Origin of the sequence: Proteus cibi, assembly GCF_003144405.1 — a bacterium.
GTDB lineage: Bacteria > Pseudomonadota > Gammaproteobacteria > Enterobacterales > Enterobacteriaceae > Proteus > Proteus cibi.
Genome location: NZ_PENW01000020.1, coordinates 66994 through 88706, shown reverse-complemented (window position 1 = coordinate 88706; position 21713 = coordinate 66994). Strand labels below are relative to the sequence as shown.

General features: G+C 37.8%; 19 protein-coding genes and 1 pseudogene. 7 read left to right on the top strand and 13 right to left on the bottom strand.

Annotation, left to right across the window (positions count from 1 at the left end; translation table 11 throughout):
* The first annotated feature begins 38 nt into the window (after positions 1–38).
* Positions 39–608, top strand: coding sequence for a molecular chaperone TorD family protein (locus DK865_RS12710; RefSeq protein ID WP_023583162.1), 570 nt, complete (start codon positions 39–41; stop codon positions 606–608).
* A 99-nt stretch (positions 609–707) separates the two neighbouring features.
* On the opposite strand, the gene norR is transcribed toward DK865_RS12710, so the two are convergent.
* Positions 708–2225: a nitric oxide reductase transcriptional regulator NorR gene (gene norR, locus DK865_RS12705; protein ID WP_109392086.1), complete on the bottom strand. Its 1518-nt coding sequence runs from the start codon at positions 2223–2225 to the stop codon at positions 708–710.
* Between the two features lie 190 nt (positions 2226–2415).
* Here norR and norV point away from each other — a divergent pair, with 190 nt between their 5' ends.
* The 3 genes and pseudogenes from norV to DK865_RS12690 all read left to right on the top strand — a co-directional run.
* Positions 2416–3864 carry an anaerobic nitric oxide reductase flavorubredoxin gene (gene norV / locus DK865_RS12700; RefSeq protein ID WP_109392085.1) on the top strand — a complete coding sequence of 483 codons (1449 nt, stop codon included), beginning with the start codon at positions 2416–2418 and terminating at the stop codon, positions 3862–3864.
* The gene (norW, locus tag DK865_RS12695; protein WP_109392084.1) at positions 3861–5015 is read left to right on the top strand and encodes an NADH:flavorubredoxin reductase NorW; all 1155 of its coding nucleotides are present in this window, start codon (positions 3861–3863) and stop codon (positions 5013–5015) included. The genes norV and norW overlap by 4 nt, the downstream gene beginning before the upstream one ends.
* A gap of 25 nt (positions 5016–5040) precedes the next feature.
* Positions 5041–5145: pseudogene (locus tag DK865_RS12690) on the top strand (DUF542 domain-containing protein); the annotation flags it as partial.
* A gap of 127 nt (positions 5146–5272) precedes the next feature.
* On the opposite strand, the gene DK865_RS12685 reads toward DK865_RS12690, so the two are convergent.
* Entirely contained in the window at positions 5273–7480 is a 2208-nt protein-coding gene (locus DK865_RS12685) for an extracellular solute-binding protein (RefSeq protein WP_109392082.1), read from the bottom strand.
* A gap of 345 nt (positions 7481–7825) precedes the next feature.
* On the opposite strand from DK865_RS12685, the gene DK865_RS12680 reads away from it, so the two are divergent.
* From DK865_RS12680 to DK865_RS12670, 3 genes are read left to right on the top strand one after another with little or no spacing between them, the layout of a single operon-like run.
* Positions 7826–8647: an MBL fold metallo-hydrolase gene (locus DK865_RS12680; protein WP_109392081.1), complete on the top strand. Its 822-nt coding sequence runs from the start codon at positions 7826–7828 to the stop codon at positions 8645–8647.
* A gap of 13 nt (positions 8648–8660) precedes the next feature.
* The gene (locus DK865_RS12675; protein WP_109392080.1) at positions 8661–9908 is read left to right on the top strand and encodes an MFS transporter; all 1248 of its coding nucleotides are present in this window, start codon (positions 8661–8663) and stop codon (positions 9906–9908) included.
* A gap of 39 nt (positions 9909–9947) precedes the next feature.
* On the top strand, positions 9948–10661 hold the full coding sequence (locus DK865_RS12670) for an MgtC/SapB family protein (RefSeq protein WP_023583157.1): 714 nt from the start codon (positions 9948–9950) through the stop codon (positions 10659–10661).
* Positions 10662–10741: 80 nt separating this feature from the next.
* Here the strand turns inward: DK865_RS12670 and DK865_RS12665 are convergent, their stop codons facing one another.
* The 11 genes from DK865_RS12665 to DK865_RS12620 form a co-directional block, all read right to left on the bottom strand.
* On the bottom strand, positions 10742–12724 hold the full coding sequence (locus DK865_RS12665) for an acyltransferase family protein (protein WP_109392079.1): 1983 nt from the start codon (positions 12722–12724) through the stop codon (positions 10742–10744).
* 101 nt (positions 12725–12825) lie between these two features.
* Positions 12826–13239, bottom strand: coding sequence for a hypothetical protein (locus tag DK865_RS18900; RefSeq protein WP_228407781.1), 414 nt, complete (start codon positions 13237–13239; stop codon positions 12826–12828).
* 27 nt (positions 13240–13266) lie between these two features.
* Positions 13267–13542 carry a hypothetical protein gene (locus tag DK865_RS18895; RefSeq protein WP_228407780.1) on the bottom strand — a complete coding sequence of 92 codons (276 nt, stop codon included), beginning with the start codon at positions 13540–13542 and terminating at the stop codon, positions 13267–13269.
* Positions 13543–13717: 175 nt separating this feature from the next.
* On the bottom strand, positions 13718–14608 hold the full coding sequence (locus DK865_RS12655) for a dihydrodipicolinate synthase family protein (RefSeq protein ID WP_100158564.1): 891 nt from the start codon (positions 14606–14608) through the stop codon (positions 13718–13720).
* A 172-nt stretch (positions 14609–14780) separates the two neighbouring features.
* Positions 14781–15668, bottom strand: a complete 888-nt coding sequence (locus tag DK865_RS12650; RefSeq protein ID WP_109392078.1) for a MurR/RpiR family transcriptional regulator — start codon at positions 15666–15668, stop codon at positions 14781–14783.
* 188 nt (positions 15669–15856) lie between these two features.
* A complete protein-coding gene (gene nanQ / locus DK865_RS12645) occupies positions 15857–16330 on the bottom strand; it encodes an N-acetylneuraminate anomerase (RefSeq protein ID WP_109392077.1) in 474 nt (157 codons plus the stop codon).
* A 13-nt stretch (positions 16331–16343) separates the two neighbouring features.
* A complete protein-coding gene (locus DK865_RS12640; RefSeq protein ID WP_109392076.1) occupies positions 16344–17834 on the bottom strand; it encodes a sodium:solute symporter in 1491 nt (496 codons plus the stop codon).
* Positions 17835–17884: 50 nt separating this feature from the next.
* Entirely contained in the window at positions 17885–18754 is an 870-nt protein-coding gene (gene nanK, locus DK865_RS12635; protein WP_109392075.1) for an N-acetylmannosamine kinase, read from the bottom strand.
* Positions 18751–19449 carry an N-acetylmannosamine-6-phosphate 2-epimerase gene (locus DK865_RS12630; RefSeq protein WP_109373764.1) on the bottom strand — a complete coding sequence of 233 codons (699 nt, stop codon included), beginning with the start codon at positions 19447–19449 and terminating at the stop codon, positions 18751–18753. Before DK865_RS12630 ends, nanK begins: the two co-directional genes overlap by 4 nt.
* Before the next feature lie 211 nt (positions 19450–19660).
* The gene (locus DK865_RS12625; protein WP_109373765.1) at positions 19661–20356 is read right to left on the bottom strand and encodes an oligogalacturonate-specific porin KdgM family protein; all 696 of its coding nucleotides are present in this window, start codon (positions 20354–20356) and stop codon (positions 19661–19663) included.
* Between the two features lie 80 nt (positions 20357–20436).
* Complete coding sequence (locus DK865_RS12620; RefSeq protein WP_109392074.1) at positions 20437–21594, bottom strand: N-acetylneuraminate epimerase; 1158 nt, start codon at positions 21592–21594, stop codon at positions 20437–20439.
* Between the last annotated feature and the right edge of the window lie 119 nt (positions 21595–21713).

The following is a 21713-nucleotide window of genomic DNA, read 5'->3' as shown; positions in this document are numbered from 1 at the left end:
TCATTCATTGGGGTTTGTTTAAGGAAGTATCAAAAATTATGAGCAGACTCTCTTATTATGCGGCTGCATTTAATTTATTGGGAATTTGTTATTTATTCCCACCTGATGATGATACCAATAAAACTGCACTCAACTTTTTTAAAACTGGGGATTTTGCAGCGCAGTGGCCTTGTAAAATTGAAAGCCGTCTGTGTGAACGTTTAATTGATTCCGTTTCTATCGAGACAGAGCAATTAAAAATCCAATGGCAAAATCTTTTTGTTGGTCCTAATGCGTTACCCGCTCCTCCTTGGGGGTCGGTCTATTTAGATCCTGAAGGTTTATTACAAGGGGATTCTACCCTTGCACTGAGCGAATTTTTAAAACGAGAACGTTTAAAAGTAAACACACCTTTTCCTGAGCCTGTTGATCATATCGGTTTGATGTTATTTCAAGCGGCAGTATTGGCATCAGAAAAAAGAGAAGACGCGGTTAATGAATTATTATCCCTTCATTTGACCACATGGCTACCTCACTATTTAAATAAATTAAAAATGAGTGGATATAGTCAATTTTATAGCACGTTAACAGAACTGGTAACCATCACGGTGAACGCATTCAGAAAATAGAAATTTATTAACAACTTATCATCCTAACATAATTATGTAAGGTAATTTGGACCACGCACCCAAATTACCTTTTTTCATTTAAGACATTCCTTTTTAAAATTAGGATAATTTTAATCCTAAACGTTTTGTTAAACGACGTAAGTTAGCCGGATCAAGTGATAATTCTCGCGCAGTTGCCGCCCAATTTTGATTATTACGTAGTAATGCTTGTTTGATTAAGTCTCGCTGAAATTCATCCGTTGCTTCTTTTAAATTTTTTTCTTCAGAAGGTAACATTTGAGAATCCGAATGAACTGAGTTTTCAGCCCCCAAAGCAAAATGGCTGACTTGTAAAATAAGACTATCAGTTCTATTTCCCGCTCTTGCTAAAATAATTGCTCGATGAATAGTATGTTCTAATTCACGCACATTACCCGGCCAAGAATAGTGCAATAAATAAAGACGTAATTCAGGACTAATAATGACTTGAGTCAGATTAAAACGTTGACGATATTGCTCACAAAAATAACCCACTAATAGCAAAATATCTTCGTCTCTTTCTCGTAATGGCGGAACATGTAAAGGAAAAATACTTAATCGATGGAAAAGATCGGCTCGGAAATTCCCTGCCAAGACTTCTTCCCATAAGTCACGATTGGTTGCTGCTAATACACGCACATTAACACGCAAATTACGATCATCACCAATCCGTTGAATATCGCCATATTGTAAAACACGTAGCAGTTTCGCTTGGAGTGATAATGATAACTCCCCTATTTCATCAAGAAATAAAGTACCATTATCTGCCATTTCAAATTTACCACTACGATGACTAATTGCGCCGGTAAAAGCGCCTTTCACATGCCCAAATAATTCACTTTCCGCTACGCTCTCAGGAAGTGCAGCGCAATTTAAATAGACTAATGGATTATCTGCACGATGAGACATTTCATGAATGGCTTTTACCACCAGCTCTTTACCGGTTCCGGTTTCACCACTCACTAAAATATTCATCTCTGCGGGTGCAACAATGTCTATCTCTTTTTTCAGTTGCATCATCGAAGGCGATAAACCAATAATTTCTGTTTTTACTGTCGGCTTAAACGTATTGGTTGGCGTCAATAACATATTTTGATTTTCGAGTTGCTCAATCAATAACGCATTATTTAATGCCCCAGCCGTTAATGCTGCAATTAAACGTAATTCTTCATCACTAAAGGTATCAAACTGATAAGGGTCCATACCATCAAGCGTTAACGTACCGATTAAATCTTGCCCAGCAAATAATGGTAATCCGACGCAAGCATGCACTTTTAAATGTTCTCTCTCTGGAATAAGCCCATCATAAGGATCGGGTAAATCACTATCCGCTGGGAAACGAACCACATCACCTGCGCGCGCTATCGTTTCAAGGCGAGGATGCCCCTCAAGCAAAAAACGACGCCCTAAAACATCAGGTACCAGACCATCTATGGCTAATGGAATAAATTGGTGAGGCTCATAACGAAGTAGTGCTGCGGCATCGCAATTTAGCACTTGTCGTAGTGTCGTCACCAACCGCTGAAACCTATCTTGATGACCGACATCTTTTTGTAATTCAATGGCAATTTTAGCCAGCACATCAACGGAAAAACCCATAAAAACACCTCATAGTCATTATGACTGTTATTATGGTCATTTTGACATGATAAAGATAGTCATATTGACAATATACAAATAGCCAACAAAACAAAAAATGTTATAAAACAAAAAGTTAAAAACTGGCACGCTTCTTGATTATATCAATACATATCCCTATGAAAAGATTAATGAGAAGGAACAATACAAAATGGCTATTCATGTTAAAAATAATGTTAATTGGGTTGGGCAACGTGACTGGGAAGTTCGGGATTTTCATGGCACTGAATACAAAACATTATTAGGTAGCAGCTATAACAGCTATTTAATTTGTGAAGAAAAGAATGTGCTTATTGATACTGTTGATCATAAATTTAGCCGCGAATTTGTACAGAACCTACGCACACAAATTAATTTAGCAGATATCGACTACATTATTATTAACCACGCAGAAGAAGATCACGCTGGCGCACTCACTGAGCTAATGTCTTTTATTCCTAATACTCCAATTTACTGCACAGCAAACGCCATTGATTCAATCAATGGTCATCACCATCATCCTGAATGGAATTTTAATATTGTTAAAACAGGCGATAGTCTAGATATTGGCAATGGTAAGCAACTCATTTTTGTTGAAACGCCAATGCTACATTGGCCTGACAGCATGATGACTTATTTAACAGGTGATGCGATTTTATTTAGTAATGATGCCTTTGGTCAGCACTATTGTGATGAACGTTTATTTAACGATGAAGTTGACCAAACGGAATTATTTGAGCAATGCCAACGCTATTACGCCAATATCTTGACGCCTTTTAGTCGTCTGGTAACACCGAAAATTAATGAAATTTTGGGCTTCAATTTGCCTGTCGATATGATTGCCACTTCTCACGGCGTAGTATGGCGTGACAATCCAACCCAAATTGTTGAATTATATCTAAAATGGGCAGCTGATTATCAAGAAGATCGTATTACTATTTTCTATGACACTATGTCTAACAATACCCGCATGATGGCTGATGCCATTGCGCAAGGTATCAATGAACTTGATCCTAACGTGTTTGTAAAAAGCTACAACGTCGCCAAAAGTGATAAAAATGACATCATTACCAGTGCATTTCGTTCTAAAGGCGTGCTTGTTGGTTCATCGACAATGAATAATGTAATGATGCCCAAAATTGCTGCGATGTTAGAAGAGATGACGGGCTTACGTTTTCGTAATAAAAAAGCCGCTGCTTTTGGCAGTTATGGTTGGAATGGTGGTGCAGTAGATCGCATTCAAACTCGCTTGATGGATGCTGGATTTGAAACCGCACTGGCGCTAAAAACGAAATGGCGTCCAGATATGCAAGCACAAGAGATTTGTCGTGAATATGGTCGTGAAATTGCACGCCAATGGGCTTTAGCACCACTGCCTGCCACTCAATCTCATTGTACAACCTCATCACACTCTGAAGTTGCCATAAATGTTGAAGCGGTCGATTTAGGTCCACGTATGCAATGCAGTGTGTGCCAATGGATTTACGATCCGGCAATAGGTGAACCAATGCAAAACGTTCAACCTAATACGCCATGGTGCGACGTCCCTGATAGCTTCTTATGTCCTGAATGCTCATTAGGAAAAGATGTCTTTGATGCGCTTGCAACGGAGGCAAAATGAGTACAAACCTTCTCAATCATGGGGTTGTAATTATTGGTGCAGGCTTTGCGGCGCGCCAATTAGTCAAAAACATTCGCAAATTTAATGCCGATATTCCCATTACCCTCATTGCTTCAGACAGCATTGATGAATATAACAAACCGGATTTAAGCCATGTTATTAGTCAAGCTCAATGTGCGGATGATTTAACCAAACAAACAGCTCAAGAGTTTGCACAGCAGTATCAATTAGCGATTTTTCCTTACACGCAAATTATTGATATTAATACGGATGAAAAACGTATTCAGAGCATCCAAGGTGAGCAATGGTATTACGATAAATTGGTATTAGCGACAGGAGCCAAAACTTATTTCCCAGCGATTTCGGGTCATGAGTTGATGTTTACGCTAAATAGCCAACAAGAGTACCGGACTTATGAAGCACAACTTCATCACGCTAAACGTATATTAATCTTAGGTGCTGGATTAATTGGCACTGAATTAGCCATGGATTTTAGTCGCGCAGGTAAAGAGGTGATCCTTGCCGATATTTCAGGGCAATTATTATCCTCCCTGATCCCCGCCGATCTTAGTGGTCGCTTACAATCGAGCCTCGCTGAGATTGGTGTTCGTTTAATGCTTAAGTCACCGTTACAGTCATTAACACAAACAGACAATGGTATTTTAGCCATATTTAATCAACACCATCAATTAACGGTTGATTGTGTGATTGCCGCAACAGGGCTCACACCGAATATAGAGCTTGCTCATCTTGCAGGTTTACATACTGATCGTGGGATTATTGTGAATGAATATCTGCAAAGCAGTCATCACGATATTTATGCCTTAGGCGATTGTGCACAAATCAACGGTAACTTATTGCCATTTTTACAGCCAATACAATTAAGTGCGATGCATTTAGCAAAATCACTTATAGGTGAAAACCATGTGCCACTTAATTTACCGCCAATGATTATTCGGGTGAAAACACCGTTAATGCCTCTCCATCTTGCCGGTGAAACTGCGCGTAATGACTTAACGTGGAATATTAATACAACACAATTGGGTGTTATCGCTAAAGGCTTTGATGAAAACGACGTATTACGCGCCTTTGTGGTAACAGAAGCACAAATCAAAGAAGCTTTTACGCTATTAAGAGCGCTGTCCGCTTAATTTAAATAACAGACGAGATATCAATATGAATTTACGCGACAAACCTCTCGGTCAACTAGCCCTGTCTATGTCTGGCGCCAGTGCCATATTCCGTCAATATAACCTCGACTTTTGCTGTGGTGGAAAAAGAATATGATAATGCAGGAGAAATTGTTGCAGTAATTAAGTTTATTACCAAAAACGTCACACCACCGCCTGAAGCATGCACCACAGGGGATCTCATCATCCCCTGCTATTTTTATAGTGACCCGTAAAACCTACCGCTCACCTTGTGTATCGATTAACAAGCGCTGATTTATATATTCGATAGTCTCGTCTATCGTCATAATATTATTAACAACATTAGTAATGCCTTGTCCGATAATAATTTCGGCTTGGCGTAAATTAAATAACTTACCATTAGGTACCGAAGATTCTCGTATTCCCTTATTAATTTCTTGATAAGCCAATGTCATCCATGGATAACGATGACTAATTTCTTGATTATGATTGAAATTTTGATGATTACTGTTTCCACCTAATAAAATAAGGTGATCCATAACTATTGGGGAATAAAGCCAACGATAAAATTGCTCTGCATATTGTGATTTTTGGCTATAACGTGAAACCCCTAATACGCCACCACCTAGTTGTGGAATACTTCCGGGTACAGGTGCAAAACCTATTTTAGGTAAAATATTACTATGAGCGACATCGTTAAATAAATTCATATAAGCGATCAGCATTGCAAGATGCCCTTGCTCAAATTGCCTAACCGACTCACTCCACCACTTATTATGAATATTCTCAGTGATCGACAACTGTTTTAAATATTCTTCTAATATTTCACCCGCTAAAGGCATTTTTAATCTAGGAATATTATCGTTTCCTATTAAACACCCACCTTTGGCGTAATAACGTAATAGATACTCTGTTGCAATCAACCCCGCACTGCCCAATGTTGTTGAAGCGCCCATTGGTCGACTTAATTGCCCTTCTTCATGTTGTTCAGTAAAAAACTGCGTCACATTATCATATTCTTCAAATGTGGTTGGTACAGTTAGCTCATTACCTGTTTTCTCGTAATACATTCTTTTTAAAATAGGATCTTCAAACAAGTCTTTTCGATAAAACAGCAGTTGCGCACTGGCATCAAAAGGCATCGCATAAGCAACATTATTCACTAAACTGAATTTCTGCTGAGTAGGCAGTGAAAAATTATTTAATAAGTCCGTTAGTCCATTACCGATCTTATCTAATGGCTGTAATATTCTTTCGGCAAACCAAGGGAAACAGGCCATATCAATACGCAATAAATCATAATAAGGATGCAAATGTAACTGGCTTAAAATCTGATAAACTTCATCGTAAGGATGTATCGCTAAATTAACTTTAATCCCGGTTTGACGATAAAAATGAGGCAACAGCTTTTTTAATGCACTGGTTGAAGGACTAGGTAAAATCAGTAAGTTAAGACTTATATCTGCTTTATCCTCACTCATAACTGCTGGCGTTAAAGTATAAAGATGGTCACTTTGATTACGCACACAAGTCACATTAATTTCAGTTATTTCACTTTCATCTTCTACTTGCATTAATGCATCTACGACTTCTAATCCAAGTTGAGCGTAATTCATTGGAAAGTAATACAACCCTTTTAATACAGGGGGAATATTATCGCTTAATGCAAAAATAGGAGGACAATCATTATGACTACCGAAATAACTCGCTTGCGTTAAATAACATGCTTTCTCTATATCTTGAGCAATAAATATGTCTGGGATTTGCTCCAAAGAAAAGAAATCAAACGCAATTTTATAACTCTCTTCATCTGATGCACAAAGCACCACATTTTTTTTATTGGGCGCATTCTGTAAAAGTCGATTTTGTAATTCATTGGCAAAGTGTTGATTATTTAGATAATCGCTACTCCCCATAAAAATGCCCACTAATTTTCCTGGCGTTTTTGCAATCTGCTGGCAAATAGCGTCGACGGCTTGAGCAAAATCGAGTGTAAAAAAACGTTGTGCATTGAGTGGTTGGCGATAAACAAACGCAACTTGGGCAGGGGCTAATTTTAACGTGTCAAAATAGATATTCGCATCTTTGAGACAGCTAACGGTGATCACTTGTTTATAACCCCCCGCAGCAATTTTCTGTAATGCCTCTAATTCTGTTGTTTCGAGATCGTCCGTTAAAAAAAGATCGTAAGTGACCTCAGGAAAATGAGCAATAGACTGCCTTAACGAATTAAAGAAAACTGCATATTTTTCAGAAACGAGTTGAGGTAAAAGTATCGCAATTTTATGGCTTTTACTGGTTCTTAACAGTTGAGCCTGTGTATTTAATTGATAGCCCATTTGTTTGGCGGCTTGATACACAGCTTCAATTTTCTCAACGCTCACATTTCCACGTTTATTCAATACGTTAGAAACCGTTCCATGAGAGACACCTGCTAGTTTTGCAATATCTTTAATCGTTGCCATTGGCCTTTTTCCATCTCAATTTCTGCTTTCACTAGCATACCTGAATTATTTATCGCGACTACTGCTAATTGATTTGAACGTTCCATTTTAAATTTGTTTATAAAACAAGCATTTGTCAATTATCACAAATAAATAATTATCAATCTCAATTAAAAATTATAATCATATTAATCAACCATATAGCAAATTTAATTTGAATAAGATCACTGATCTGATCTTCATTTATTGGCAAACGATCTTCATCATTTTATTATTGGAACGTTCAAATTTATCTATACTTTCTAGATAGCCAACACCAGATAATTAATAAAATCATAATAAAACAATAGGATAAGGGGATTTCTTATGAAACTTCATTTTTTAGGGACGGCTGCCTCAGAAGGCATACCCAATCCCTTCTGCCGTTGTGAACACTGCCTGAAAGCAAGAGAAGTTGGTGGGAAAGAGATCAGAACTCACTCCTCTGCCATTGTCGATGACATTATGTTAATCGATGTATCACCGACATTTAGTTACCAGTTAATGCGTGATGGAATGGATGCCACTCATTTTGAAAGCCTTCTATTCACTCACACGCATCCTGATCATTTCAATGTTGGCGATCTGTTTAGCCGAATGGAAGGTTATGGTTTTGAGATAAATCATCCTCTTCATATTTTGGGTAATGATCGCGCTATTAATGGTTGTATCGAAGTTTTACCCGGTTACAGCAAAGAGCGTTTTGCGTTTCACTGCTTAATTCCTTTTGTTACTGTCGAAAGAAACGGTTATAAAATTACGCCATTACTTGCTAATCATGCGAAATGGGAACTTTGCTATGTTTATCATATCGAGAAAGATGGCAAGGTGATTTTCTATGGTCATGATTCTGGTTGGTTCCCTGAATTAACCTGGAAATGGTTAGAAAACAAACCTCTTGATATCGTTGTTTTTGAATGTACTTATGGACTCAATGGTAAAGATCGTACTGATAATCATATGAGCCTAGAAACCGTATTTGCAGCGAAAGAAAAACTGCAACAGCAAGGTTGTTTACATCAAGATACACAAATTGCCGTTTCACATATTTCACATAGCGGTAAATTGCTTCATCACGAATTAGAAGCTGTTTGTGCTCCTCACAATATCCGCGTTGCTTACGACGGGTTAACGTTAGAAACACATTAAGAGGAGAACGATGATGGATATGAAAATAACCTCTCGCTTACTGATTATGATGTTTGTGCAATATTTCATGCAAGGTGCATGGAATATGACCATGGGGCTAGTATTAAGCAGCTATGGTATGGCAAGCATTATTGGTAATGCTTACGCTTTATTAGGTGTCGCAACCATTATCTCCCCATTATTTATTGGTATGGTCGCTGACCGTTTCTTTGCTTCACAAAAAGTCATGGGCATTCTTCATTTAATTAATGCCGCAGTCATTATTTGTGTTCCTCAATTTATTGAAGCACAAAATAGTGGTATGACTTTATTCTTAATTTTCATTATTGGATTATTGTTTTATCCAACGACTGCGCTTTCAAACAGTATTAGTTTCTCTCATATTAACGGCGTGAAATATTTCCCTATTATTCGTGTATTCGGTACGTTCGGTTTTATGGCTATCGGATTTATATTAGGAGAAATGGGTTACTCTGGTAGTACGATGACTTGGTATATCGCTTCGGCTGTAGGTGTTTTATTGGGTTTCTACTGCTTTACATTACCTAATACACCACCTAAAGCGAAAGGTAAGCCATTCTCTGCACGTGATATTTTATGTTTAGATGCACTTTCATTATTTAAAGATCGCTACTTCGCTATCTTAATGTTTAGTATCTTTATTTTAATGATCCCTAAAACAGCTTATTCCGCTTATATTCCGGTATTTATTAAAGCATTAGGTTTTAATAATGCAGCGTCTATTATGCAAATAGGTATTGCCTGTGAAGTGCTGTTTATGTTTGTCTTGTCATTCTTCTTAATGAAGTTTGGCTTCAAAATCACCTTACTTTTAGGTGCTGTTAGCTGGATCATTCGCTCAATATTCTTCTCTTATGCAGCGGTAAATACAGAGTTTTATTTTATCGTTATCGGATTAATGTTGCAGGGATTATGTTGGGACTTCTTCTTTACTGCTGGTGATATCTATGTTGACCGCAAAGCCAAACCAGAAATTCGTGCTCAAGCACAAGGTCTACGCTTTATTGTCTCTAATGGTTTCGGCTTATTATTTGCTTCCACTATTTGTGGTCAAATCTTTAATTCAACCGTAACAGAAACAGGCGATGCCGCTTTACCGCAATGGTCAACATTCTGGATATACCCAGCGATTGTTGCCGCCGTTGTGACGATATTCTTTATCTTCTTCTTTAAAGATGATGTGAGTAAAAAGAAAAATAACGAAGATAAGAAAGCACAAGAAAGTATTGCAACACCGTAGTTTTAAAATAAAGGAACAAGCCAACGTTAGGAGCAAACCATGGACGCATTAATACAGTTTGTTGACAGCATTGGCCCTTTATCACTTTCAAGTATCGCTAAATTACTGGCCGCCTTTATTTTAGGCGGCCTTATTGGCTTAGAGCGTGAATCAAAGGGAAAACCTGTCGGTTTTAAAACGTGTGTCATTATTGCTGTTGCCAGTTGTTTATTAACTATCGTTTCTATTCAATCCGCGGAATATTACGCCAATATCTCCGATAATATTCGTAGTGATCCCATGAGATTAGCGGCACAAATTATCAGTGGTGTTGGCTTTCTTGGCGCGGGTGTTATATTGCATCGGCGTGATGATGCCATTTCAGGTCTGACAACAGCGGCGATCGTATGGGCGTCCGCGGGTGTTGGTATTGCTTGTGGCTCAGGTTTTTATTGGCATGCCATGATTGTCACTGTTCTCTTTTTTATGGCTATTCAACTTAGCCCGCAAGTGGTGCTCTTTCAGATGAAAAACCAACGTTTAGGTAAGATAAAAGTGCGTATGTTATTTACTCATGAAAGCGGTGTTCCTCTGTTAATTGAGTATTTAAAAAGCCATAAAGATGTGATTGAAAATCTGACTATTCGCGATATTAAAAAAGAACGCGTTGAAGTGAATTTGAAACTGTTAGTGAGACAAAAAATTACTTTACCTGAATTTTATTGTTCATTAAAACAGCTTGAACATGTTCATTCTGTTTCTCTAGATCATTAATATATTTAAAAATAAAAGGTGCGCTTTATTTTAGATAACTGCGCACTTTTTATTATTTTGATGGCCGATTAAGGGTCATGTTAAGGATTGTCTATCACTAATGGATTACCAAAGCGTTCTAGATACATCATGCCAAAGATTGTTGAAGCATAATCTGTAATATGCCCTACATCACGATAAACTGGGACACCGTCTATATCGGTTAAGCAGATGTTTTTATCACACTGCACATCTTTAGGATCGATGATAATTAAAGTGGGATAGTCTTTTTTTAATTTAGCAAATAATTGATTCATCCATGTATTCCCCTCACCTTTATAGTTTTTGGGGTTACAGTGATTATCCGCAAAATCTTTTCTTAATTTTGCATTTTCATAAAAACAGGTCATAAAACCACTTGGCATTGAATTAACTGTTTTAATAAAAACAGGTTTAGCACCTGTGGCAATAATAATATCAAGTGCTTCACGCATCGCTTTTTCAACACGTTTACGAGACGCTTCGACGGTTCTAATATCACCTAATTTATTAATGACATGATTTGACGCGTAATTATTCCAAACTTGCCCGAATATGACATAATCAAAGTGGTTATTCTTGATAAGTTGATAATATTTCGCTGTTTGATCGTAACAACGTTGATAAACTGTATTTTTATGATTAGACCAGTCATAAAGATAAATATTAGGAAGTGTAATACACGATGACGTTGCTTGTGCATATACATCTAACTTGGCGTCTTTACCTAATATATCCATAAAGCCCCAATAATGATTCGCATGAGAATCACCCAATAAAAATGCTTTTCTCTGACTTCCCACTTCACCAATATGGCACATTTTATCTGGATCAGACGCTTCAAAATTCATACATTTCGTTCGATTAGGATAATCAAACTGATTCAATTTAGCTTCTAAATTAACGTAGTTTTGCCCAAGCCTTGCTCCAATACCTTGATATTTTTCATTAAGTGCATTTAACCCAAAAGCACATAAAATAGGAATAATTAATAAAAGTGTAATGGAATATTTAAAGGCTAAGCGCTTTCTTCTAAGCGGTTTTTCAATAAGTAAATAAGAGGTCATTGAAAGCAATAAGGTTAATGCTAATAGTGATCCTTTTTGTAGTTCTGTATTAAACACACCAACATAACGCGCAACTGCAAATAATGGCCAATGCCATAAATAGAGTGAGTAAGATAATAATCCAACGATCACGATTGGCTTTAATGAAAGTATTTTTTTAATAATACTTTCATGCTGTCCAGTATAAATAATAAGTGCGGCACCAAGGCAAACATACAACGTATTAAGGTTAGGATAACCTGCAATAATATCGTTTTGAAATGCCACCCAAACAATCACACCTAACGCAATTAAGCTAATAACATCATTTATTCTTCGATTAGGTTTTATCTTTGTTGGGAAGTAGGCAACACATGCACCCAACATAAATTCAAAGATCCGCGTACTAAAATAGTAATAATTTTTCGGTTGGTCTTTCTGGTAATAAAATACCAAAATAAATGAAATAGCGGTGACTAACACCACCGGATAAAAATGTTCAACTCTTTCTTTTACATTGATTTTATGTAGCAAATAAAGTGCAAAAGGCAAGAAAAGATACCATTGCCACTCTATCGCCAGAGACCATGTATGCAATAACGGTAAAAAGAGTGCATCTTGTGCTGCATAGCTGGTTGTTGCTCTCGCAAAATATTTATTAGAGAGAAAGGCTGAGGCGTATTTTTCACTATTTGTAATATCAAGATAATCACTAGGGAGATAAAACAGTCCGGATATCACTAAAACCGCAATTAGAACAACAAGGTAAAGAGGTTGTAATCGCCATAACCGACGATGATAAAAATCGCAAAATGAAAAATGACCTTGTGATAATGACGTTTTAATTATCAGCGAGATCAAAAAACCAGAGATCACAAAGAAAATATCGACGCCAATAAACCCTGAAGGAATTAAGCGATTATCCAAGTGGAAAAGGATAACCAAAATAACGGCAACAGCTCTTAAACCATCTATATCAGCACGATATTTTACATTCATAATTCAAGTACATTATCCAAATAAAAAGAATTGCCGGATTATATACCAATTAGCCATATCGCTTTAGTCACAAAAAGAAAAAGACTATTTAATATTGCCTATTAATAACATCTAAATGGCCATAACTGATTAAATTCCATCGTTAACCCCAATTTCACCTCGGATGAAAGCGAACCTTTACTCACCACAAATTTTGGATGTCGAATAACGATAGAGGCATTAATATCATAAAACATTAATGATGATCGGCTCTGTGCTAACTCATCATAAAGCGTCTTCATTTCTGCTGATGACGCATTCTCACATAATCGCCCTAGCGTAATATGAATAATATTTTTATGAAGAGTGTTATCAATGGGGATCTGCTGGTAAACCTTTTGTCTAAATTGTTCTAACTCCTTTGAAATCCCCGTTAATATCACACTACCATTAGACGTTAACACAACGTTATTAAATAAAATTTCAATGCATTTTGTTTGATTAAAGATTTGAGCAATCTCATGACACCATGCCAATAATACAGGTCGTTGCAGTTTAAACTGTTAATTTTGTTGATTAAAAATCGTTAATAATGTGGAATGAAATTCTTGTGGCTGAGCAAATTCAATAAACGGAAACTTAACAGCAAGCTGTTCACAATAAGCACTTAGTTTCTGACTAAAGGGAATAAAGCTTTCCTCAATTTCAGGCTGACAAATCATTAATTGCCCCGCATTTAAGCTGACATCAAAAATACGTTCATCATTGATTTGTCGTTGCCAAGTTTCGCCCGTTGACAATTTTTTGAGTGTTGCTTGTGTCAGGAATTCGCATGCCATAAATACACCTAAGTAAAGAATATAATTATTGCTATTACTTTGGTTGGAGTGAAATTTAAAATCAAGTTGCAGAGTGAATAATAAAAAGTGGCTTTCATCTAAAAGCCACTGTCACATCAATGGGGGAGATGTTAAAAATGGGCTATCTATAAATACTCAATCAAAATCAAATCAATTACAGAAAATTAGCAGCTTTAAACTTCGCGAGAGCATCTGCTGTTTGCTCTGCGGTCATTGGGCGTAATGGGCGACGAGGAGAGCCCACATCAATACCATGTAGTTGCATTGCCACTTTTCCTGCCGCAACGCCACCGTACTCGACTAACACACGAATAATCGCAATCACTTTATCCATGCAAGCGGTCACACCTTCATGATCACCCGCTTTGAATTTTTCAATGATTTCAAGGTATAAAGGAGCTGCATAGTTATAAGTACTGCCGACTGCGCTTAATGCACCGCAGGCTAATCCAGCAGGAATAAATTCATCAACACCAAATGGGATGTCATATTTTCCACCATCTACACGTAAGCAACGCTGGAATTCATACATATCAGGAGAGTTAAATTTCATACCTGATAGATTTGGAATAGCTTTACCCGCAGCTTGTAAGAATTTTTCCATATCAATGCTTAAGCCTGACATCGTGGAATGATAATAATAAAAACCTTTTGATGGCGCACTGGCGGCGGCTAAACGGCAATATTCAACCAAATCATCAACATTGCCTGGCTTAAAGAAACAAGGACCAATCACTGATGTTGCTTTGATATCTAATGTCTCAGCATGGCGAGCAAGTTCTAGTGTATCCGCAATGCTTAATGCACCCGTGTGAATAATAAGGTCTAGTTTACCCTGACTGGCATCAACCCAGCGTTCGGCTACCTTCTTGCGTTCTTCAACAGAGCAATGAATACCTTCACCCGTTGTTCCTAATACATAAGCACCCGTCACACCGCTTGCTATAAGGTGTTTTGCTATCTCATCAATGACAGGATAATTAACGCTACCGTCAGTCGCAAATGGGGTATGAGGCGCGGCAATCAGTCCAGAGAGTTTGTTCATGATCACTTCCTTTGGAGGTTAATTTCTTTATTGTTTAATTTATGGAGTTTGACTCTATATTAGAGAGCTACACTTCAGAACGCAATAACGAAATGAGCGTTAAAGGAAGAGAAAAATGAAAGTGTGATCTTTCGCCAATTTTCGCAAAAAATCACACATTGCAGAAATGAGCTTACGCGGAATGAGTCTGTTTTAACGCATTCAGTGTTCGTAGTTTTTGCTCCTTGACCATTTCTGGTTGAACTTGAACTAACAAGGTATAGAGGAGATCCAACACAAAGAGTTGTGCTGTTTTTGTACCAATAGAGTCGCCTTGCAGCTTCCCTTGTCGATTACCATTAATCAAATGGTAGTCCGCATGTTCCATAATCTGTGAACCCAAATTATGAGTCAGTGCAATGGTATGGGCTCCCGCTTCTTTTGCCAGTTTAAGGGAATGAACCGTTTCTGGTGAGTTACCTGAGTGGCTAATACCGATAGCAACATCACCCGGTTTTAATAACGAGGCTTGCATATACATAAAATGGTTATTTGTCACTGCATCAACACGATAACCAATTCGCATTAATTTATTTTTTAGATCTTCCGCCGTTATACCTGAAGAACCAACACCACAGATAAAAATATAATTTGCTGACAATAAAGCATCTACAGCGCCTTGAACTTGCTTCATATCGAGCAGATTCAATGTCTCTGATAGTACGTTATTAATCGTTGCTTGAAGTTTTAAACCAATGGTATGGATATCGTCTTGATGAGTGACTTCTGCATCAAGAATAGGTGACTCTTCATTATCAGAGGTCGCCATTTCAATCGCCAAATCCATTTTAAAATCTTGAAACCCTTTATAACCCAATGTGCGGCAAAAACGCACAACTGTCGCTTCACCCGCTTTTGTCGCTTGTGAAAGTTGGGCAATAGAAAGTTGAGTAACTTCTGTAGGATGGAACAGGATATAGTCTGCAATACGCTGTGATACTCGCGTTAGACTATTTTTCATTGCGCCTAGCGTATCAAGTATTTTACCCGGCTTTAATCGGGTCGTTGCCTGTTCTGTCATGGAGATTATCCTTGGTTGCAGAAGATACACGGAAAAAAATTCTGCTAACAAGAGTACCAATTCCAACAGGTTAAAAAAAGCCTTGCTCATACAATAATGTGATAATAAAAAACGCTTTATTCCTTATGTCATCAGAATACAACTTACTGATACATCAGAAATAAAGCGCTTAATAAAAACAGTAATTGTTAGTCAGTCAATGCGGCGACATCCAACTTAACGACCACTTTCTTCAGTGTATTTGCACCCTTTTCAGCCGAAATTCCCGGTTTATGAGGTTCATAAGGCATAAAAACAGCAAACATGCTTGGTGTAAGCGTTAAGGTCTGTTGACCTATTATTGTATCGGTTAGTTGATAATCATCAGCTTCATTATAAGGTGTCGCATCTTGAGCTGAGCCTTGTAGGCCAAAATCGATGATCTCTTCACCAGATAGTAATATCTGAATATCAATATAACGCTGATGTAACTCTGCACGTTTTTGCTCACGAGGCTGCGTGTCAAACGTCATCACATTCATAAACAACGTTTCACCGTCAATTTTATAACTACCCGGTGCGAGAGATACAGGATCAAGTGCGAGTGCTTTTTCCATCGCGTTACGTAGTGCTGAATTCATTTCTGGCATCAAAGCCAAATCTGATATGTGTCCAAATAACATAGGTTATCCCCTATTAATTCCTTGATGTTTCATTGTCATCTAATGAAATTTGTTTTGCTGAGGCGAAAAGAGGCGCTGTGATTGTTCCTGCTATTACCACAGACATTGCACCGATCACGCCGTAAAAGAAGAAGTTCAGATCACTGCCATAACGAGCCGCTAATACCGCAATAATACTGACGATAATACCCACCACGGCACTGCCTGCATTGGCACGTTTAACAAAAATACCCAGCATAAACAGACCTGTCATTGGGCCGCCCATTAAACCAATCAGGCTGTTAAAAGCATCCCAAATTTCAGACTCATCAGATAAAACTAGCCAAATGGCTGCAAGGCTGCTGAATACACCCGCTACGATAATCACTAATCTCGCGACTTTCATTTTTTGTTCAGCACGGCGTTCAGACTTACTTAAACGTGTGTAAATATCAGAGTTAAAACAGCTTGAGATACTGTTTAAGCTACTCGAAATACTCGATTGAGCCGCAGCAAAAATAGCAGCGATAATTAATCCAGCAATACCGACAGGCATTTCGGTCACAATAAATAGGGGTAGAATACCACCTGTATTAAAGCCTTCAGGTAAGAAGCTAGGATTCTGTTTGTAATACACAAACAAAGCCGAGCCGATAGCGAAGAAGAAAATAGGAATAATGGCAACTAATTTAGCGTTTGTTATCAGTGTACGCTTAGTTTCTTCAATGGAATCCGTCACAATATAACGCTGTACGACATCCTGACTTGCAGTAAATTGCTGAATATTCGCGAATAAAAATCCGATCATCAAAACAGGAATGGTGCTATCAGTCCAACTCCAACGTAATTGTGTCGCAGGGAAGAATTTATCTGCCTGTGATGTTGCTGTGAAAATTTCACTAATTCCGCCATCAACTTTAAAGCAGATCATAATAAAGATAAGCACTGCGCCACCTGATAGTAATAACCCTTGAATAACGTCAGTCCAAATAACGCCTTCAATGCCACCCATCCAAGTATAAACAATACATAGCAAGCTAATCAGCACAATTAATACAACGGGATCGATACCCATAAAAGGACGCAAAGCAAGTACAGTTAAATAAGTAATAATTGCCACTCGACCAATATGGAATAACATAAATGAAAGGCTGGCAAATAAACGGCTGCGTATATCAAAACGCGCTTCTAAATATTCATAAGCCGAGGTGATTTTTAATTTTCTAAAAAACGGAATATAGAAATAAAAGACTAATGGCAAAATAGCGATAGCTAAATATTGCCCAATAATGAAAGTCCAGTCTGAGGTATAAGCCTTTGCAGGAATAGACATAAACGTAATTGAGCTTAATGTGGTTGCAAAGACGGAAACACCCGCAGCCCAACCTGGAACGCGACCACCGCCACGGAAATAATCATCCGCAGTTTTTTGACGTTTAGAGAAATAAACACCAACGAGTAGCATTGCTGCTAAATAACCAAACAGCACTGCATAATTAATGAAACCAAAATCATGTAATTGCATTTTTTAGTCCTGCCATATGTAGGGTAAAAGGTAAGTTTTACGACAGTTTTTTATTGCTCTCTAGCCCACAGGACAGCGCCCCAGAGCCCGGCATCATGATGGTAGTGAGCCGATAATATCGGCACTTGTAATGCTAATGGCTGTTGTGTCATGGCTGCTTGAACGAGTTCTATATACCCTTTCGCTAACCCAACACTACCGCCAAGAACGACACAATCGGCATCGGTTGTTGCTTTAATATCTGTCACCAAATTTGCAATTGTGTTTGCTGAGTGCTTAATAATTGATTTTGCTTGTGAATTTCCCTGATGAAAGGCAGCAAAAATCGCTTTAGCATCTTTTCCTGCAAGCTCTCCAGTTGCCTGTGCGGCAATCGCACGACCTGAAGCGATGGCTTCAACGCAACCATAGCGACCACAGCCACAACGTGGACCATGAGGATCTGCTAAGGTATGACCTAAATGGCCAGCAATACCTCGTTTTCCTGTAAAAAGTTGTCCTTGTTGAATTACGCCACCGCCAACACCTGTCGATACAGTGATAAACGCCATATCAGAAATAGTTTCTCGACGATAATCATATTCAGCCCATGTTGCGGCTTGAGCATCATTCAGTAACCAACATGGCAACCCCGTGATCGCAGATAACGTTTCTTTTAAAGGAAAATCCTTTAATCCGCCTAAATTATCTGGATTCAGAGCCGTTAAAATGCCATTACAAATAATGCCTGTTGATGCAACGGCAACACTATCAGCATGGTTTTTTAGTGGTGTCGTAATAGCAACGAGTGCTTCATAAAGTTGTGTTGGTGATGCACTTGCGGGTGTAGTGATCTGCGTATGTTGTGTCAATTGGTTATCTCGGCTAATTAATGCTGCCGAAATTTTTGTTCCTCCAATATCAATGGCTAATGTATTCATTTATCTAACTCCTGCTGCCACTTTAATGCTTGAGTGAACCAATCACAGACATGCTCAAGACGTGTTAATGCAGAGCCCACAGTGACAGCCCAAGCACCCGCGTGCATACCTCTTGCTGCCATCATCGGTGTGTTATAACGCCCTTCAGCAATCACTCGGCATCCTTTTTCAGCCAATGCAGTGACCAGCTGTAAATCAGGCAGCTTTGGTATTTCGCCACCGGTATAACCCGACATCGTTGAGCCAATAAATTCGGTGCCCAACTCTTGGCAATACATGCCTTCGTCAAAGGTGGCGCAATCCGCCATCGCCAATTTTCCTAAACGATGAATATGAGCTAATAACGTTTTCACGGGTACAGGACGCACACGATCAGTACCATCAAAAGCAATAATATCTGCACCTGCGGTGGCTAATTCTTCAATATCACTGAGCCACGGTGTGATCCTTACAGGGCTATCAGGCAAATCACGCTTCACAATGCCAATAATCGGCACATCAATAAGAGGACGCGTTGCTTTTAAATTATCAATTCCCTCAATACGTACTGCGATTGCACCTGCATTTACTGCGGCTTGAGCCATAGCAGCGACAATTTCGGGCTTATCCATTGGACTATTATCAACTGGCTGGCAAGACACGATTAATCCGCCCTTTTGCTGAATATCCTTAGTCATTTTTTCAATTAGCGCCATTTTGAACTCACTGTTCTCTTCTTTTGAAATGCAACTCCAAATTATAATATTTTACGGAGTTTAATTTCTCAATCAAAAAAACAACAATTTGTGAAGAAGATCAAACAATGACCACATCCATATAACCAACTGATAAATAAACAAAATAAAAAGGAAGAATGATGTTTCCACCACTCTTCCTGTTTTTTTACTTTGTTTTCATTAAGTAAAATCAGAAATGGAACTGCAACCCAACACGATAACGCGTCTGACGAGCATCACTCAGTGGGCTTACTGCCATGTTGCCAATTTCAATATAAGGCGTGAATGTGCTGTTGATTTGATAAGAGAAAGCGACGTTATGCTCATAATTACGTTTTTTATTATCGTATTTTATGGCATCGCTATACATTTGCGTGTAATCATATTCCACTTTAAATTTGTTATATTTATAGCCAATAAAACCATCAAAACGATTTGTCTTTTCGTCATCAACACCTTGTTTTGTTTTACGGGCATAATCAAAACGATAACGCCCTGCAATATATAAACCACTATCAAAATTATATTGTGCTTTTAAATAAGGTTTATATATAGAAGTATCGGTCACTGTTTCGAAAATAAGACCGGGCTGTAATGTGACATTATTATTTAATTTATGGTTGTAGCTTAATCCCATTTCAATGGCATTATTAACAACATCACTAAATAATTTATCTTTTTCACCATCAACACCACCTGATTTGACACTCGCATCAATATAAAAACCAATGCCATTTGAAAAAGAATGAATAAATGCAATTCTATCTTTATTAATTCGTGTCGAATCTGCATATTCATGACGGAAGTCTAATGTAGTCGCATATAATTGAGATGACATTAATAAAGTACAGCATGCCAATAAAAGCTTTTTCTTTTTATTTGCCATAATATTTACCTAAATAGGTAAGACTCCCTGAATAAATCAGGAGTCTTAATGGGTTATTTTAATTTATATGTAGGGAGAGATTATTCAATAATTAATTGTTTATCTTTCATCGTTAAAGTAATAACTGAATTAACAGCTTCACCTTTATTTGTTTCACCTCCAATTAAATAAAGTGAATTATCATGTGAGATAGTGACACCATAGCCAAGAGGAAGCGGTAATTCGCCAATGACTTTCCATTGATTATTAATAAAGCCATAAATTTCTTTATGCCACGTTTTTTCTAGTCCTTGATGCGCAAAATAATGTTGCTGTGCATAGTTTGCCTGAGAACCCGGAAAATTTGCCCCTCCAGCAACCAGCAAGGTGTGCATGCTGTAACCCGCAAATGCACCTGCTAAGCCGTCTTGTTGCTGATCAGGTGTAGGATTTGGTAGCTTTTGTGCTACCGTGTTCCATTGTAATTGGTTGTTTTTAAATATCGCTGTTTGCACTTCACTGGTTCGTAATCCCGGTTTTATTTCACCATTTATTAAGATGATTTTATTACCATCATAAGCTAATGCCGAACCCGCCGTTCCATTAAATGGCATAACACCTAATAATCGCCATTGATTATTTTCAGCGTTATATTCCATTATATTTCGATTAAAGAAGTAACCTTCCGCAGGTTTATTAAAATAATCACTGATGACTTTTTTATTTTCAGATCCATTCTCTTTGGTACGGTTTAAATCAACAAAGTAACCATCAAAAATTTGTTGATTAACACCACCAAGAATAATAGCTTCATGGTTGTTAATATTGATACCAGCATGCCCAACTAATCCGTAAGGCGCTCGCGTATTCACTTTTTCCCATTTATTTTCTTTAGGTAAATAACGATAAACTTCTGTGAGCGCACTAATAGTTTCACTCTCTTTATTTTCTTTTCCCGCACCACCAAATACATAAATATCGTTATTTAATGCTAGTGCAATGGCCTGATCTCTTTGTGTACCAGGAAAGTCTGCTATTTTTTCCCATTGTTTTGTTTGATTATTAAGATCAAGCTTATACCAAGATTTTCCTGCTGTGCCTAAACCAATATAAATAACATTTTTGTTGATTGTTCCTGCCCCACTTTTAAATGTGACAGGTAAGTTAGGAAGTTTTTCTGCAAAGCTAGTAGAGGTGAATATTGCTGACACTAGCATTACAGAGAGACAGGCGTAAGATATTTTCTTTATTCTGTTCATACTTATTAGCTCTTATTTTTGTCATCAAGGAGGGTATTTTTTGTATATTGAAGATCACTCCAATATATAATTATTTTCGGAGTTAAACTTCAAATCAATCTTTTCTGAATTGTGAAGAC

Coding starts and splice junctions, on each gene's coding strand:
- DK865_RS12670 (WP_023583157.1), top strand. CDS start 9,948: ATGGACGCATTAATACAGTTTGTTGACAGCATTGGCCCTTTATCACTT.
- DK865_RS12710 (WP_023583162.1), top strand. CDS start 39: ATGAGCAGACTCTCTTATTATGCGGCTGCATTTAATTTATTGGGAATT.
- nanQ (WP_109392077.1), bottom strand. CDS start 16,330: ATGTTATTTGGACACATATCAGATTTGGCTTTGATGCCAGAAATGAAT.
- norW (WP_109392084.1), top strand. CDS start 3,861: ATGAGTACAAACCTTCTCAATCATGGGGTTGTAATTATTGGTGCAGGC.
- DK865_RS12625 (WP_109373765.1), bottom strand. CDS start 20,356: ATGGCAAATAAAAAGAAAAAGCTTTTATTGGCATGCTGTACTTTATTA.
- DK865_RS12675 (WP_109392080.1), top strand. CDS start 8,661: ATGGATATGAAAATAACCTCTCGCTTACTGATTATGATGTTTGTGCAA.
- nanK (WP_109392075.1), bottom strand. CDS start 18,754: ATGAATACATTAGCCATTGATATTGGAGGAACAAAAATTTCGGCAGCA.
- DK865_RS18895 (WP_228407780.1), bottom strand. CDS start 13,542: ATGGCATGCGAATTCCTGACACAAGCAACACTCAAAAAATTGTCAACG.
- DK865_RS12640 (WP_109392076.1), bottom strand. CDS start 17,834: ATGCAATTACATGATTTTGGTTTCATTAATTATGCAGTGCTGTTTGGT.
- DK865_RS12630 (WP_109373764.1), bottom strand. CDS start 19,449: ATGGCGCTAATTGAAAAAATGACTAAGGATATTCAGCAAAAGGGCGGA.
- DK865_RS12685 (WP_109392082.1), bottom strand. CDS start 7,480: ATGGCAACGATTAAAGATATTGCAAAACTAGCAGGTGTCTCTCATGGA.
- DK865_RS12665 (WP_109392079.1), bottom strand. CDS start 12,724: ATGAATGTAAAATATCGTGCTGATATAGATGGTTTAAGAGCTGTTGCC.
- norR (WP_109392086.1), bottom strand. CDS start 2,225: ATGGGTTTTTCCGTTGATGTGCTGGCTAAAATTGCCATTGAATTACAA.
- DK865_RS12655 (WP_100158564.1), bottom strand. CDS start 14,608: ATGAACAAACTCTCTGGACTGATTGCCGCGCCTCATACCCCATTTGCG.
- DK865_RS12680 (WP_109392081.1), top strand. CDS start 7,826: ATGAAACTTCATTTTTTAGGGACGGCTGCCTCAGAAGGCATACCCAAT.
- DK865_RS12650 (WP_109392078.1), bottom strand. CDS start 15,668: ATGACAGAACAGGCAACGACCCGATTAAAGCCGGGTAAAATACTTGAT.
- DK865_RS12620 (WP_109392074.1), bottom strand. CDS start 21,594: ATGAACAGAATAAAGAAAATATCTTACGCCTGTCTCTCTGTAATGCTA.
- norV (WP_109392085.1), top strand. CDS start 2,416: ATGGCTATTCATGTTAAAAATAATGTTAATTGGGTTGGGCAACGTGAC.